The organism is Streptomyces sp. NPDC014734 (assembly GCF_043083325.1).
Classification (GTDB): domain Bacteria; phylum Actinomycetota; class Actinomycetes; order Streptomycetales; family Streptomycetaceae; genus Streptomyces.
This window is the reverse complement of sequence record NZ_JBIBYN010000001.1, coordinates 599,646-613,609: the sequence shown is the minus strand read 5'-3', so window position 1 is coordinate 613,609 and position 13,964 is coordinate 599,646. Positions and strand designations below refer to the sequence as shown.

The 13,964-nt window shown below is 69.8% G+C and carries 13 protein-coding genes; 8 read left to right on the top strand and 5 right to left on the bottom strand.

Features of this window, described 5'->3' with window-relative positions:
- Positions 1-44: 44 nt before the first annotated feature.
- On the bottom strand, positions 45-299 hold the full coding sequence (locus tag ACF1CT_RS02680) for a mycoredoxin (RefSeq protein WP_391781912.1): 255 nt from the start codon (positions 297-299) through the stop codon (positions 45-47).
- A gap of 406 nt (positions 300-705) precedes the next feature.
- On the opposite strand from ACF1CT_RS02680, the gene ACF1CT_RS02675 reads away from it, so the two are divergent.
- From ACF1CT_RS02675 to ACF1CT_RS02660, 4 genes are all read left to right on the top strand, one after another.
- Positions 706-2,904 carry an ATP-dependent DNA helicase UvrD2 gene (locus ACF1CT_RS02675; protein ID WP_391781911.1) on the top strand — a complete coding sequence of 733 codons (2,199 nt, stop codon included), beginning with the start codon at positions 706-708 and terminating at the stop codon, positions 2,902-2,904.
- A 164-nt stretch (positions 2,905-3,068) separates the two neighbouring features.
- Positions 3,069-3,404 carry a hypothetical protein gene (locus tag ACF1CT_RS02670; RefSeq protein ID WP_391781910.1) on the top strand — a complete coding sequence of 112 codons (336 nt, stop codon included), beginning with the start codon at positions 3,069-3,071 and terminating at the stop codon, positions 3,402-3,404.
- A gap of 173 nt (positions 3,405-3,577) precedes the next feature.
- Entirely contained in the window at positions 3,578-3,946 is a 369-nt protein-coding gene (locus tag ACF1CT_RS02665; RefSeq protein WP_391781909.1) for a WhiB family transcriptional regulator, read from the top strand.
- Positions 3,943-4,302: a hypothetical protein gene (locus tag ACF1CT_RS02660; protein ID WP_391781908.1), complete on the top strand. Its 360-nt coding sequence runs from the start codon at positions 3,943-3,945 to the stop codon at positions 4,300-4,302. Before ACF1CT_RS02665 ends, ACF1CT_RS02660 begins: the two co-directional genes overlap by 4 nt.
- A gap of 286 nt (positions 4,303-4,588) precedes the next feature.
- On the opposite strand, the gene ACF1CT_RS02655 is transcribed toward ACF1CT_RS02660, so the two are convergent.
- Together ACF1CT_RS02655 and ACF1CT_RS02650 are read right to left on the bottom strand one after the other, a co-directional pair.
- Entirely contained in the window at positions 4,589-6,049 is a 1,461-nt protein-coding gene (locus ACF1CT_RS02655) for an ABC1 kinase family protein (RefSeq protein WP_391781907.1), read from the bottom strand.
- Positions 6,050-6,090: 41 nt separating this feature from the next.
- Complete coding sequence (locus ACF1CT_RS02650; RefSeq protein ID WP_391781906.1) at positions 6,091-7,236, bottom strand: ThiF family adenylyltransferase; 1,146 nt, start codon at positions 7,234-7,236, stop codon at positions 6,091-6,093.
- A 409-nt stretch (positions 7,237-7,645) separates the two neighbouring features.
- Here ACF1CT_RS02650 and ACF1CT_RS02645 point away from each other — a divergent pair, with 409 nt between their 5' ends.
- From ACF1CT_RS02645 to ACF1CT_RS02630, 4 genes are all read left to right on the top strand, one after another.
- Positions 7,646-8,269, top strand: coding sequence for a M48 family metallopeptidase (locus ACF1CT_RS02645; protein ID WP_391781905.1), 624 nt, complete (start codon positions 7,646-7,648; stop codon positions 8,267-8,269).
- A gap of 209 nt (positions 8,270-8,478) precedes the next feature.
- Positions 8,479-10,143, top strand: coding sequence for a TerD family protein (locus ACF1CT_RS02640; protein ID WP_391781904.1), 1,665 nt, complete (start codon positions 8,479-8,481; stop codon positions 10,141-10,143).
- A gap of 12 nt (positions 10,144-10,155) precedes the next feature.
- Positions 10,156-10,836: an AIM24 family protein gene (locus tag ACF1CT_RS02635; RefSeq protein ID WP_391781903.1), complete on the top strand. Its 681-nt coding sequence runs from the start codon at positions 10,156-10,158 to the stop codon at positions 10,834-10,836.
- An 18-nt stretch (positions 10,837-10,854) separates the two neighbouring features.
- Positions 10,855-11,610 carry an AIM24 family protein gene (locus tag ACF1CT_RS02630; RefSeq protein ID WP_391781902.1) on the top strand — a complete coding sequence of 252 codons (756 nt, stop codon included), beginning with the start codon at positions 10,855-10,857 and terminating at the stop codon, positions 11,608-11,610.
- Positions 11,611-11,773: 163 nt separating this feature from the next.
- On the opposite strand, the gene ACF1CT_RS02625 is transcribed toward ACF1CT_RS02630, so the two are convergent.
- Both ACF1CT_RS02625 and ACF1CT_RS02620 read right to left on the bottom strand, forming a co-directional pair.
- Complete coding sequence (locus ACF1CT_RS02625; RefSeq protein ID WP_391781901.1) at positions 11,774-12,319, bottom strand: NUDIX hydrolase; 546 nt, start codon at positions 12,317-12,319, stop codon at positions 11,774-11,776.
- A complete protein-coding gene (locus tag ACF1CT_RS02620) occupies positions 12,316-13,785 on the bottom strand; it encodes a zinc-dependent metalloprotease (RefSeq protein ID WP_391781900.1) in 1,470 nt (489 codons plus the stop codon). The genes ACF1CT_RS02625 and ACF1CT_RS02620 overlap by 4 nt, the downstream gene beginning before the upstream one ends.
- Positions 13,786-13,964 lie beyond the last annotated feature (179 nt).

Below are 13,964 nucleotides of genomic sequence, written 5' to 3'. Positions count from 1 at the left end.
TGGCGGGGGACGCTCCTTCGTGCCGAGACCGCAGGAGCGGTGCGTCAGGCGGCGAGTGCCTGCTTCACCTGGGCCAGGGACGGGTTCGTCATGACGGCCTCGGTACCCGTGGAACCGACCACCAGGACGGTCGGCACGGTCTGGTTGCCCCCATTGGCCTTCTCGACGAACGCGGCGGACTCCGGGTCGTGCTCGATGTTGATCTCGTTGTACGCGATGCCCTCGCGGTCCATCTGGCTCTTGAGCCGACGGCAGTAGCCGCACCAGGTGGTGCTGTACATCGTCACAGTGCCCGGCATTTCTTCCCGCTCCTCTGTTTCGTGCGTCTGTCGGTGTCGGTCTCGTCCCTCGTGCATCCGTCACGTGCGTTACGTGCGTCACGTGCAGAACACGGGAGGTGCGTCGCCGCACGAATAGGCAACGTACGTGAGCCGACCGCCATTCCCCGCGCCACCCCCGTGCCCGTTCACCCCCGTTCCGGGCACGGCCGTCCCCACGCCATCGCCGTCATGGTCGGCTCGCGTCAGGCCGTGGGCGACTCACCCCCCCCACACCGACTCACACCGACTCACACCGACTCACACCGGCTCGGACCGACTCACACCGGCTCGGGTCGACTCGCACCGACTCGGATTAATACGAAGGACGAGGCACCCCTGTGGACAACCTCCGCGTCTGCCCTGTGCGACCTGGCAGCATGGCGGGGTGACAGCAGCAACGCATTCCTCCCTCTACCCGCAGGTCCCCGAGTCGGCCGACGCCGTGCTCGACGGACTGGACCCCGAGCAGCGCGCGGTCGCCACGACCCTGCACGGCCCGGTGTGTGTGCTGGCCGGAGCCGGTACGGGCAAGACGCGTGCGATCACCCATCGCATCGCCTACGGAGTGCGTGCCGGGATACTCCAGCCGACGAGCGTGCTCGCCGTCACCTTCACCAACCGGGCCGCGGGTGAGATGCGCGGACGCCTGCGCCAGCTCGGCGCGGGAGGGGTCCAGGCGCGCACGTTCCACTCCGCCGCCCTGCGTCAGCTCCAGTACTTCTGGCCGAAAGCCGTCGGTGGAGAGCTTCCGCGGCTGTTGGAACGCAAGGTCCAACTGGTCGCGGAGGCCGCGGTCCGCTGTCGCATCCGGCTCGATCGCAACGAGCTGCGTGACGTCACCAGCGAGATCGAATGGTCCAAGGTCACCCAGACGGTTCCCGCCGACTACCCGGCCGTGGTCGCCAAGACCCATCGGGACGCCCCGCGCGACACGGCAGAGATCTCCCAGATCTACGCCATGTACGAGCAGCTGAAGCGCGACCGTTCGGTGATCGACTTCGAGGACGTGCTGCTGCTGACCGTCGCCATCCTCCAGGACCGCCACGACATCGCCGACCACGTCCGCCGCCAGTACCAGCACTTCGTTGTCGACGAGTACCAGGACGTGAGCCCGCTCCAGCAGCGACTGCTCGATCTCTGGCTCGGTGACCGGGACAACCTGTGCGTCGTCGGTGACGCCGGTCAGACGATCTACTCCTTCACCGGAGCCACCCCCGACCATCTGCTGAACTTCCGCACCCGTCACCCCGGCGCGACCGTGGTCAAACTCGTCCGGGACTACCGCTCCACCCCTCAGGTCGTCCACCTGGCCAACGGACTGCTCGGCCAGGCCCGCGGCCGGGCCGCCGAGCACCGGCTCGAACTGGTCTCGCAGCGCGAGTCCGGCCCCGAGCCCGTCCACACCGAGTACCCGGACGAGCCCGCCGAGGCGGAGGGCACCGCCCGCCGCATCCGCGAGCTGATCGCCGCAGGCGTTCCGGCGGGCGAGATCGCCGTGCTCTACCGGGTCAACTCGCAGTCCGAGGTCTACGAACAGGCCCTGGCCGACGCGGGCGTCCCCTACCAGCTGCGCGGCGCGGAGCGCTTCTTCGAACGCGCGGAGGTGCGTGAGGCGGGTGTGGCCCTGCGCGGCGCGGCCCGCGCGGGCGGCAACGACTCCCTGCTCGACGACGCGGAGGGGCTCCCGGCACAGGTGCGGGCGGTGCTCTCCACCAAGGGCTGGACCCCGGAGCCCCCTGCGGGCTCCGGAGCGGTGCGGGACCGCTGGGAGTCCCTCGCCGCGCTGGCCCGGCTCGCCGAGGACTTCGAGCGGGCCAAACCGGGGGCGACGCTCGCCGACCTGGTGGCCGAGCTCGACGAACGGGCCGCGGCCCAGCACGCCCCCACGGTTCAGGGCGTCACGCTCGCCTCGCTGCACTCGGCGAAGGGCCTGGAATGGGACGCGGTGTTCCTTGTCGGGCTCACCGAGGGCATGCTGCCGATCGCGTACGCCAAGACCGACGAGCAGATCGAGGAGGAGCGCCGACTGCTGTACGTCGGCATCACCAGGGCCCGCGTACACCTCTCGCTGTCGTGGTCGCTCTCCCGGTCGCCCGGCGGACGTGCCGGACGTCGGCCGAGCCGATTCCTGACCGGACTGCGCCCGGGAACGGTGGCACACGGTGCCCGCGGCACGGTCGTCGGACGGGGTGACGGTGCGGAGCGGCGCCCCGGGGCAGCCGCCAAGCGTGTCCGCCGCGGGCCGGCGCGATGCCGGGTCTGCGGAAAGACCCTCACCGACCCGGGCGAGATGAAACTGATGCGCTGCGACGACTGCCCGTCCGACATGGACGAGGGACTCTACGAGCGGCTGCGCGACTGGCGGGCGGTCCGCGCGGAGGAGATCGGCCAGCCCGCGTATTGCGTGTTCACGGACAAGACACTGATGGCGATCGCCGAGGCGGTACCGGGCAGTGCGGGTGAGCTGGCGGTGATCTCCGGCGTCGGCGCGCGGAAGCTGGACCGGTTCGGGACCGCGGTTCTCGCCATTTGCGCAGGTGGGACAGGGGAGGAGGAGGGTGGCGACCGCACTGACGAGGCGTGAGAAAAACTCGTCGGAAAAATAGTTTGCGCCCGCCCCAGTCATCACCATAGGTTCTTAACCACAGGAACAGCGGCTTCTTCGAAGCCCGGGTTCTGTGCTGTACTTATCCGAATACGCAGGACCGGCCCGCCGGTCCCCAGAGACGCCGAGAGGAGGCGATTGAAGTGATCAGCATCATTCAGACGAAGAGCATGACCGATCTCTCGGTCGTCTCCGCCTGCTCGCTCGGCCTCGCGTGCTCCTCCGAGTCCTCGCTCCGTGGCACCGGTCTGTCCGGCGTTTCTGCCGCCCGTCCGCTGTCCCTGGCGAGCTTCCCCGTGCGGGAGCGCAATGAGCGACCGGCTCAGGCACCGGCAGCAGCAGTAGCGAAGGGACAGGCCCAGGCCTATGCCTTTGCCGCCGTCGGTGCGGGAGCGGAAGCCGGCGCCAAGAAGCAGATGACGCACCACCACACGATGTGGGCCTTCCGTGGGCCTGAACCCTGGAGTGATCCAGCCTGATCCACCATCAGGCCGGCGCCTTCAGGGCCGCGGAACCCCACTCGGGATCCGCGGCCCTTTTGTTTTGCCCGAACGGGCAGGACGCCACGAAGGAGCCTCGGGACAAGCAGTACCCGGTACCAGCCGCCCCCCGGCCAACAGGCCGGAACGACCAGACGAGGACACCACCCACCGTGCAACTCGAAGCGCACGCCCCGTCCGTACCGCTTTCCGACACGATCCCGCCGCCCGGCTCCACGGAGGACCCCACCTTGACCCCCCTTACCGCGCTCACCGCGCTCGACGACGCCATCGAGAACCTCGGCGTATCCGTCCCCTGCCGCTCCTACGACCCGGAGGTCTTCTTCGCCGAGTCGCCGGCCGACGTCGAATACGCCAAGTCCCTCTGCCGCACCTGCCCGCTCGTCGAGGCCTGCCTCGCGGGTGCCAAGGAGCGTCGCGAGCCGTGGGGCGTCTGGGGCGGTGAGCTCTTCATCCAGGGTGTTGTCGTCGCTCGCAAGCGGCCCCGGGGCCGCCCGCGCAAGAACCCGGTCGCGGCGTGATCGCCGGACTGGGGGGCACAGCCCTCAAACCCGCGAAACGCATCGGCACCATCGACCGTCCCCACACCCACGATCCCCGAAATCAGGCACCAATGTCCGTCCCCACACATGAGCCCGTCGGCTCCGCAACACCGAACGTCACGATCATCGGTGCGAACGATTCGCGCCAGAACAGGACCCGCGAAATGCAACTCATCCCAGAAGCCCTGGCGCGTGCCCATATGCACGACCGCCTGAGGGAGGCCGACACGCAGCGCCGGGCCGTGCGCCTGGTCAATGCGCGCCGGATGCAGCGCAGAGCGGAGCGCGTCTCGATGCGTGCCCGCCGTGCGCTGGCCATGGCGGTCATGAACTAGGACCGTGTCACACCCGCTGCCGGGCTCCCGCTCCGCCCGTCGGCAACACCCACCGACAGTTCAGTACCCCTTCCGCGGGGCCGGTCCGAACGGACCGGCCCCGCGGTCGTTCAGCACATCCGTGCCCTGCCCCGACTACCCACGACGAATCCGGCCGCGACGGAGTCCCGACCGCCGTGGAGTCCCGACCGCCGTGGAGTCCCGTGACCGTGGAGTCCGGAGGGCGGTGCCCAGCGCTGTGGACGCGACGGGGCAGGGACCCGTTGTCCGGACCGACGGCTGCTGTCTATCCCCCGGCGACGGGCTCGCCCGCCATCTCCTCCTCGCCCGCCATCTCCTCGCCCGCAGGCACCTCCTGGACTCGGGGTTCCTCCTCGTACTCCTCCTCCAGGAATCCCGGCAGCCAGGATTCGAGCTCGTCGCGCAGTCGCACCGTCGCTCCCAGCTGACACAGCACACCGATCGTGCTCAACGTCACCCGATGTATCAGCAGATAGGAGGGCGGAAGATTCAGTTGCTTGCCGAGCTGATGGGCGGGGGAGCGGGGGTCCGCGAGCCGTGCCGCCTGATTGCGCATCCAGCCGCGGGTGAAGGTGAATTCCTCCACCCGCGCGGGCTCGATGATCGGAAGGAGATAGTCGAGCACCGCGTCCGCATCGAGATCGATCGAGTCCTTGACGAAACCCTCCTCGCGCAAGTGCTCGTACACCGACCTGGCATCGTCGGCCAGCGCCAGCCGCAAGGAGTCCCCGATCGTCCGCGGGAGACCACCCGGGAGCCGGTCCACCGTTCCGAAGTCCAGCACTCCGAGCCGCCACTGCCCGGTTCCACCGATGCCCTCCTCCTCGTCGGCCTCAGCGGGCGATCCGGGAGGTGGCAGCAGCCTGAAATTGCCCGGATGCGGGTCCGCGTGCAACAGCCCCGTGCGGGCAGGCCCCGAGAAGAGGAACCGGGCCAGCAACTGACCGGCACGGTCACGCTGCTCGGGGGTGCCTTGCGCGATCACGTCGGCCAGGGGCACACCGTCCATCCACTCCGTCACCAGAACCTGGTCGGACTGGTGCACCACGCCCGGGATCACGACATCCGGATCGGCCGCGAACTCCTCGGCATGATCCTGCTGCGAGCGCGCCTCCTGCTCGTAGTCCAGCTCCTCCGAGACACGGTCCCGCAGCTCCGTGATGAGTGGCTTGATGTCCATGCCGGGAATCAGCGGACCGAGAAGCCTGGCGAACCTGCTGAGCTGGGTCAGATCCGAGAGCAACGCGTCTCCGGCGCCCGGGTATTGCACCTTCACGGCGACATCCCGCCCGTCGTGCCACACCGCCCGGTGCACCTGACCGATCGACGCGGCGGCCGACGGCTTGTCCTCGAATGAGCGGAACAGCTCCCGCCAGTCCTCACCGAGCCGCTGCGCCAGTACCTCGTGCACCGTGCCGCTGGGCATGGGCGGCGCGGCATCCTGCAGTTTGGTGAGCGCCGCCCGGTACGGCCCGGCGATTTCCTCGGGCAGCGCCGATTCGAAGACGGACAGGGCCTGGCCCAGCTTCATCGCCCCGCCCTTCAACTCTCCCAAAACCTTGAAGAGCTGATCGGCTGTGCGCTGCTGAACCTCCCGGGCGACTAACTCCGCGGACTTTCCGCCGATCCGCTTGCCCAGGCCCCAGGTGGCGCGGCCCGCGAAGCCCAAGGGCAGGGCGGCCAACTTGGCGGTACGCGTGACCGCTTTCCGGGGAAGATCAGACATGAGCCCCTCCAAATCCCAGACTGCCGTACCGCGCGCGGCGGCTACCCGGCCATTGTGTCGTGCGCCGCGTCGACCCCGGAGACGCGCTCCCTGACAGTGTGCCCAGCCGCCCCGCAGTAACAGTCGCTATGCGCCGTGATCCGTTCGGAGCGCCAGTCCAACAGCGGCAGGGCGGTCTCCCAGCGGGTTCCCGTACTGCCGGGCAGATCCCCGTCCAGAAAGGACAGCGCGTGTGCGGCCGCGAGTCCGGCCACCGCCGTCGCCAGTCCCAGATCGCAGGCCTGTACGGCGTTTCGTCGTCCGGAGCGCCACTGGGACAGCATCCTGGTCCACTCCTCGTCCCCCTCCGCACGGTTCAGCGCCAGACATCCCGCGCACGCTGTTCCCCCGGGCAGCACCAGAGGCCCCACCAGCCCTGTGGCCTCCACCACTCCGGCGTAGAGATGGGGAGTTCCGGAAGCAATCCACTGCTCCGCCGACCGCGGGTCCGGGGCATACACGGTGATCCCGTCACGAGGAGCCACCACGACCAGCGACAGGCCCGGAACCCCGCTCTCCGACGAGCCGGATGTCTCCGCCGCCCTGGGAGCCGACCCCGCCGCAGATCTGCGCACCAACTGCCGGGCCGCCGTGTCCCTGCGCTCGCCGACCGCCGCCGGTGGGAGCCCGGCGGGTGAGACGTCCCAGGGCTCGGCGTGCCCGCCGTCCAGCACCTCCACGTGGCCCACCCCGGACCCGGACAGCACCGCCGCGATCGCGGCGCCCACCCGGCCGGCCCCTCGGACCTGGACCCGCATCGCCCGACGGGCGGCCAGTCGGCGCATACCGGCGCCCGGCTCGGGGTGGACGACCGAGAGGGACGCCAGATCAGGACGGTGTCTCTCCAGGGCATGAGGACGGTTGGACAAGGCGTCGGCCTGCGCGCCGATGGACCGTACGTCGTCGATCAGACCGGCGTCGGTCAACCTTTGGATCAGGGTGTCGACTTGATGGTTGGACAGGTCGAGAGCCCGTGCCTCTTCGCGCAGCAACGGCAGGCCGCGCGTGCCGTCGAGCAGTTCCAGGAAACTGCCCGTGGCGATATCGACCGGGCCGAGCGTCACCGCGTGGGCGGGAGTCACCCCGAACTGCACGGTGCCTCGGCCACGCCAGGCGCGGCGCAGCGCGGGCTTCAACATCGGATACACGATTTCCCCCGGTCTGTGTTCCCTGATCTCCGTGAGGTGATCTTCGTCGGGTGTTCTCTGTCGGGTGTTCTCTGTCAGGTGTTCGCTGCGCGATGGTCTCTGTGCGGTGTTCTCTGTGCGGTGTTCTTGGTGTTCTCGGTGTTCTCCGCGTGGTGTTCTCTCGTCGCGATCATTGGGTGCGACCTCGTGCTGTCCCGTCGAATGCCGTGGTGGCCGCGGTCCGGCTCATCGATCACGCCCCGGATCCTCGCGAGACGAGTTTCAGAATGCGGGAGAGTGTCGAATCCTGCGGAAAGTTATCCACAGGTGTGGCGCATTAGTCGTTCAAATGGCGCACGTCGTGGAGTGGATCAAGCGCGAACCGTCCGGAGGCGGGACTTCTCCCACCGCTACCGGGTAACGTCTGGGCGTGCCCGCCGACCCGCCACCCGGAATCGCCGGGGAGACCCCTGTGCGCAGCGCCCGAACCCGTCGGCGTACCGCGTCGGAGCGTCCGCCCCGTGCCTCGGCGACGAGCGCCGTCGAGGTCCGCAGGAGCAACCGTCGCAGCAGAACGGTTTCCGCGTACCGGGAGGGGGACCGCACCATCGTGCTCATTCCGGCCCGGATGTCGAAGGCCGAGGAGCAGCGATGGGTGAACGTGATGCTCGACAAGCTCGCGGCCCAGGAGAGCAGGCACATCCTCGGCGACGGCGAACTCGCCGAGCGGGCGGAACGGCTCTCCGCCGAGTTCCTCGACGGTCGGGCCAGGCCCCTGTCCGTGCGATGGGTGACGAACCAGAACACCCGGTGGGGTTCCTGCACCCCCGCGGAGGGGAGCATTCGGCTCTCGCACCGGTTGCAGGGCATGCCCGAGTACGTCGTCGACTACGTGCTGCTGCATGAGCTGGCGCATCTCCTCGTCCCCGGCCACGGACCGCGGTTCTGGCTGTTGCTGGAGGCGTATCCCCGTACCGAACGGGCCCGCGGCTACCTGGAGGGCGTGGTCGCGGCGGATCGCCTGCCGCACCTGCCCGCCGCGCGTGGTGAGTGACCGCCCGTACCTGCCCGCCGCGTGCGGTGGGTGGCCGTCGGTGCCCGTCGGCCGAGCGTGGTGAGCGGCGGCCGGTGCCCGCCCGATGCGCCTGATGAGCGGTAGTCGGTGATTCTGTACCGGATGTGTACCGGCTTGGCCCAATGTCGGAGATTGCGGTTAGCCTGGCGCGACGCATTCACCTTCGGGATGGGGGACGGTCGTTACGCATGGCCAGGGAATTCCAACGCGGCCACAAGGCCAGGATCGGCGATCTCACACCCGGGACGGACCTGTACGTAGGGGTGCAGATCGGCGGCCCGGGGCTGACCTTCGACATCAGTTGCTTCGGTCTGGATGCCGACGAACAGCTCTCCGACGACCGGTATTTCATCTTCTTCAATCAGCCCAAATCGCCCGAGGAGTCGATTCAGCTCCTCGGTGCCCAGGCCGGTGACACCGAGTCGTTCCGCGTCACCCTGGACCGTATTCCGGCTCATATCCACAAGTTGTCGTTCACCGCGACGGTCGACGGTGCCGGTCAGATGTCCCAGGTCGGCCCCGGTTACATCCGCATCGTCGCGGGCGGTGAGGAAGTCGCCAGGTACGCCTTCAACGGTTCGGAGTTCACCACCGAGCGTGCGGTGATGCTGGGCGACTTCTACCTGAAGGACGTCTGGCGGTTCGCCGCCGTCGGCCAGGGCTTCGACGGCGGTCTCGAAGCGTTGCTGAAGAACTTCGGCGGCGAGGTCCTGGAGGAGGAGCCCGCCGCTTCCCAGCCGCAGCCGGCCGCACCGCCGTTCGCCCCGCCCGCGCAGGTGACCGCACCGGCTCCCGCCCCGTCGTTCGGAGTCCCGGCCGCGCCACAAGCCCCCGCGCCGCAGGTGTCGCCGGTCCCTCAGGCGCCGACTCCCGCCCCCTCGTTCGGCACCCCGGCGCCGCAGGTGCCCCAGCCCGCTCCTTCCTACGACACCCCCACCCCGTCGCAGCAGCAGATTCACAACGCGCCGACGATGGTGGCACCGATGGCGCCCATGGTGCCGCCGGGTGGCACGGTCCCGCCGCCCGGACCGGTGCCCGCCCCCTACGGGCAGCCGGGCCGGCCGCAGTTCGGCCAGGTCCCGGGCCCGCCCGCACCCCCGGGCCCGCCCGGACAGCAGTACCCCGCTCCGTACGGCCAGCCGGCACCGGGCATGGTCCCGGGGATGCCCCCGGGCGGTGTGCCGCAGTCCGGCGGCGGGCTCCAGGCGGCCGTCAACCTCTACAAGGAGGTGGCGACCGGGCAGCGCTGGACCGCCCAGAACAAGCAACTGGTCAGGGTGGACCTCGGCCAGGACGGTGCCCCCGTCCTCGCCCGCCAGGGCAGCATGGTCATGTACCAGGGCAAGGTCGACTTCGGCTACAAGGGCGCGGGCTTCGCGGGCCGCATCGTGGGGAACGCCACCGGCCAGGAAATGCAGCTGATGCGGTGCACCGGCCGCGGCCAGGTCTTCCTCGCCGAGAACAGCGCCCATCTGCACCCCATCGAACTGCAGGGCGACAGCATCTGCGTCTCCGCCGAGCGCGTCCTCGCCTTCGACGAATCCCTCCAGTACGAGGTACGGCGGATCGAGGGGCACGGAATCCCCGGTGGGGCGTTGTTCACGATGCTCTTCCAGGGGACCGGGACGGTGGTCGTGATGACGCACGGCACCCCGGTGGTCCTGCCCGTCACGCCGACGACCTTCGCCGACAGTGACGCGATCGTGGCCTGGTCCGCCGCGTCCCAGGTGATCGTCTCCAGCCAGGTGCGGCTGCGCTACAACGCCTACCCGGGACACAGCGGGGAGTCGGTGAACCTTCAGTTCCGGGGCGCACCGGGCAACTTCATCGTCGTCCAGCCGTACGAGGTCTGAGGAAGCCGAAGCATGAACCAGCAGCTCGCGGGGTACGCCCCCGCACCGGTCACCGCCCGTATGGAGAATCACGGCAGCGCCATGCTGAAGGTGGCGATGGCCACCGGGCAGGACCTGTTCGCACGGGTGGGCTCGATGGTCGCGTACGAGGGTTTCATCCAGTACGAGCCGAACCCGTCCGCCGTCCGCCAGATCGCCCGTGACTGGATCACCGGCGAGGGGGCCCCGCTCATGAAGTGCAGCGGGGACGGACTGCTCTACCTCGCCGACTACGGGGCGAACGTCGTCGTGGTCCACCTCGACAACGAGGCGCTGTCGGTGAACGGGACCAACGTCCTCGCCTTCGACGCCCAGCTCCAGTGGGGAGTCGAGCGGGTGAAGGGGCTCGCCAAGTTCGCCGGGCAGGGCCTGTGGAACGTGTCCATCTCCGGTACCGGCTGGGTCGCCCTGACGTCCCGCGGTGTTCCCGTCGTCGTCAACTGCGGCAGCGGCGAGGACGAGACGTACGTCGATCCCGACGCGCTCGTCGCCTGGTCCACGAATCTCAAGGTGAAGGGCAAGCGCAGCTTCAAGGCGGCCTCCCTGATCGGCCGCGGCAGCGGCGAGGCCTTCCAGATGGCCTTCTCCGGCCAGGGCATCGTGGTCGTACAGCCCAGTGAGGACAGCACCGACCGCCTGCGGGCCCGGGGCTGAGGGGAGCGAGAGGACATCATGCAGAGCCCGCTTTTCCAGCACACCGAACAGCAGTCCGCGGACCGCTATGCCCTGCAGAACGCGCAGATGCTCCGGGTGACGCTCGGCGGCCACGACGACATCCTCGCCCGCAAGGGCAGCATGGTCGCGTACCAGGGCCTCGTCGAGTTCGACGGGGAGTACCAGTCGCACGGCCAGAGCCGGTCCCGTGCCCACACGGGCGAGGGCCTCGACCTCATGCGGTGCTCCGGCCAGGGCACCGTGTTCCTCGCCAACCTCGCGCAGTACGTGCACGTGGTGGACGTCGACCACGACGGACTGACCGTGGACAGCGCCTACGTCCTCGCGCTGGACTCCGGGCTGCATCACGAGGTCATCGCCGTGGACAGCCAGTACGGGATCTCCGGCACCGGGAAGTACCAGCTCAACATCACCGGCACCGGCAAGGTCGCGCTGATGACCTCGGGCCGGCCACTGATGATGCAGGTCACGCCCGACAAGTACGTCAACGCCGATGCCGACGCGGTCGTCGCCTGGTCCAGCTCACTGCGGGTGCAGATGCAGGCCCAGACCCACTCCTCGGGCGTCTGGCGACGTCGCGGGAACACCGGTGAGGGGTGGGAGCTCAGCTTCCTCGGCCAGGGCTATGCCCTGGTCCAGCCGAGCGAGGTGCTGCCGCCGCAGAACGCGCAGATCGGTCAGGGCATCCGCGCGCAGTACGGAATGGGCCAGCAGGGCGCCCACGGCCAGAACCAGAACAACGCCTGGAACTGAACCACGGGCTTCCGGGGCGGATCCACGCGGCTCGCCGACGGACCTCGGACGCGGCGGACGCGAAAGCGGGCCGCCGACACCGACGACCGGGCCCGCCGACACCGACGGCACCGGGGGCGGCCTCCGCGGAGACCGCCCCCTGCCCATTCCCGCGGAACGGTGCTCAGCGCCGCTCCAGCGCGGCGCGCACACGCGCGACAAGGCGTACGACCGAGGTGTCCGCCACCGAGGGCACCTCGTCGTACGTGAACCAGCGCAGATCGAGTGACTCGTCGCTGATCTGCTCCGTCGCACCCACGGGCGCCAGCGCGGCGTACTGCACGTCGAGGTGCCAGTGACAGGGCGCCGGGATCCGGTGGCGGTCCAGCGTCACCGGCCCGCCCGGGAGCAGGGCCAGACCGCTGATCCCGGACTCCTCGGTGGCCTCGCGCAGCGCCGCGGCGGCCAGCGTGCCGTCCTGCGGCTCGCAGTGACCGCCCATCTGCAACCACATGCGCAGCTTGCGGTGCAGCGTGAGCAGGACCCTGCCGCGCTCCGGATCGACGACCAGCGCGCTGGCCGTCAGATGCCCGGCCCCGCACGCCTTCCATATGCCGTCGGGGTGCTGGGCCAGGTGGTCCAGATAGACCTGTCGCAGCCCCTGTTGGACCTGATCCGCCGGATTCTCGTACTTCTTCAGCACGAGAACGGCGTCGTCGTGCAGGCTCACCGGTCGGTCTCGTCCTCGCCGTCGCTCTTCGGGCCGCCGGTCTCCCCGGAGCCCGGACCGTCGGTCCCGCCGGCTTCGCCCGGGCCGCTCGCGGACGGCCGCGGTCCGTTCGCGGCCTCCCCGAGCATCTTGTCCAGCTCCGAGAAGTCCAGCTGCTCGCGGTGGACGAATCCGTCCGGATCGTCCAGGTCCTGCGCCGTCGGCAGCATGTCCGGGTGCTCCCAGAGCGCGTCCCGCCCGTCCAGACCGCGCGCGTCGGTGAGCGACGCCCACAGGCGCGAGGCGTCACGCAGCCGCCGGGGACGCAACTGGAGCCCGATGAGCGTGGCGAACGTCTGCTCCGCGGGGCCGCCGGACGCACGGCGTCGGCGCATCGTCTCGCGCAGCGCGTCCGCCGAGGTCAGGCGGGACTTCGCCGCCTCGTGGACCACGGCGTCCACCCAGCCCTCGACCAGCGCGAGCGCCGTTTCCAGCCGGGCCAGGGCGGCCTTCTGCTCCGGGGTGTCCTCCGGCTGGAACATGCCCTGCTGAAGCGCGTCCTGCAACTGCTCGGGCTGCGACGGGTCGAACTGGCCGACCACGTCCTCCAGCTTGCTGGTGTCGACCTTGATGCCGCGGGCGTACCCCTCGACGGCTCCGAACAGATGCCCGCGCAGCCACGGCACGTGGGCGAAGAGCCGCTGGTGGGCGGCCTCGCGCAGGGCGAGGTACAGCCGCACCTCGTCCTGCGGCACGCCGAGGTCCTTGCCGAATCGCTCGACGTTCAACGGAAGGAGGGCGGCCTTGCCCGCCGGGCCCAGCGGCAGTCCGATGTCGGTCGAGCCGACGACCTCACCGGCCAGTACCCCGACGGCCTGCCCGATCTGCTGGCCGAACATCGCGCCGCCCATCGACCGCATCATGCCGATCAGCGGGCCCGCCATCGCCTGCATCTCCTCGGGCAGCACATCGCCCATCGCGAGCCCGACGCGCTCGGCCACCGGGTCGACAAGCTTCTGCCACGCCGGAAGGGACGCCTCGACCCACTCCGCACGGCTCCACGCGACCGTCGAGACCGAACCGGAGGGCAGCGACGTCGAGCCGTCCAGCCAGAGGTCGGCCAGGCGCAGCGCCTCGTCGACGGCGGACCGCTCGGACGGGCCGACACTGGCGTCCTTGGAGCCGTCGGAGGTGCCCTGCGCGACCGTCTGGCGGGCGATCTGCTTGGCCATGTCCCAGTTCACGGGACCGCCCTCGTAGCTCAGCATCTGTCCGAGCTGCTGGAAGGCCGCCCCGAGGTCGTTGGGGTTCATCGTGCCGAACATCGCCGCGAACGGGTTGTCCCCGCCCGCGCCCGGCCCGAAGCCGAACGGGTTCGCCGGCCCGCCCGAACCCTGCCCACCTCCGGTGGGGTCCTTCTTCTTGCCCTCGTCGCCGTTCTCCGGCTCCTCCGGCGGAAGGCCGAATCCGAATGGGGTGTCACTCACGGGTTTCCTCGGCTCCTAGGGCCGCCGGCGCGAACCGACGGCGACTGCCCGACATCACCATCCAGCGTAGACACCAAAAGCCCGCACGGGGCCTCGGTGCTCCTCGGCCCCCGGCCTGCGGCAGGATGGACGCCACCTGGTACGTACGCGTCATTCGGGTACGTACTGAAGACAACCGC

Bases quoted from the DNA above. Each gene is read 5' to 3' on its own strand.
- ACF1CT_RS02640 (WP_391781904.1), top strand. From the start codon at position 8,479: ATGGCCAGGGAATTCCAACGCGGCCACAAGGCCAGGATCGGCGATCTC.
- ACF1CT_RS02635 (WP_391781903.1), top strand. From the start codon at position 10,156: ATGAACCAGCAGCTCGCGGGGTACGCCCCCGCACCGGTCACCGCCCGT.
- ACF1CT_RS02655 (WP_391781907.1), bottom strand. From the start codon at position 6,049: ATGTCTGATCTTCCCCGGAAAGCGGTCACGCGTACCGCCAAGTTGGCC.
- ACF1CT_RS02630 (WP_391781902.1), top strand. From the start codon at position 10,855: ATGCAGAGCCCGCTTTTCCAGCACACCGAACAGCAGTCCGCGGACCGC.
- ACF1CT_RS02680 (WP_391781912.1), bottom strand. From the start codon at position 299: ATGCCGGGCACTGTGACGATGTACAGCACCACCTGGTGCGGCTACTGC.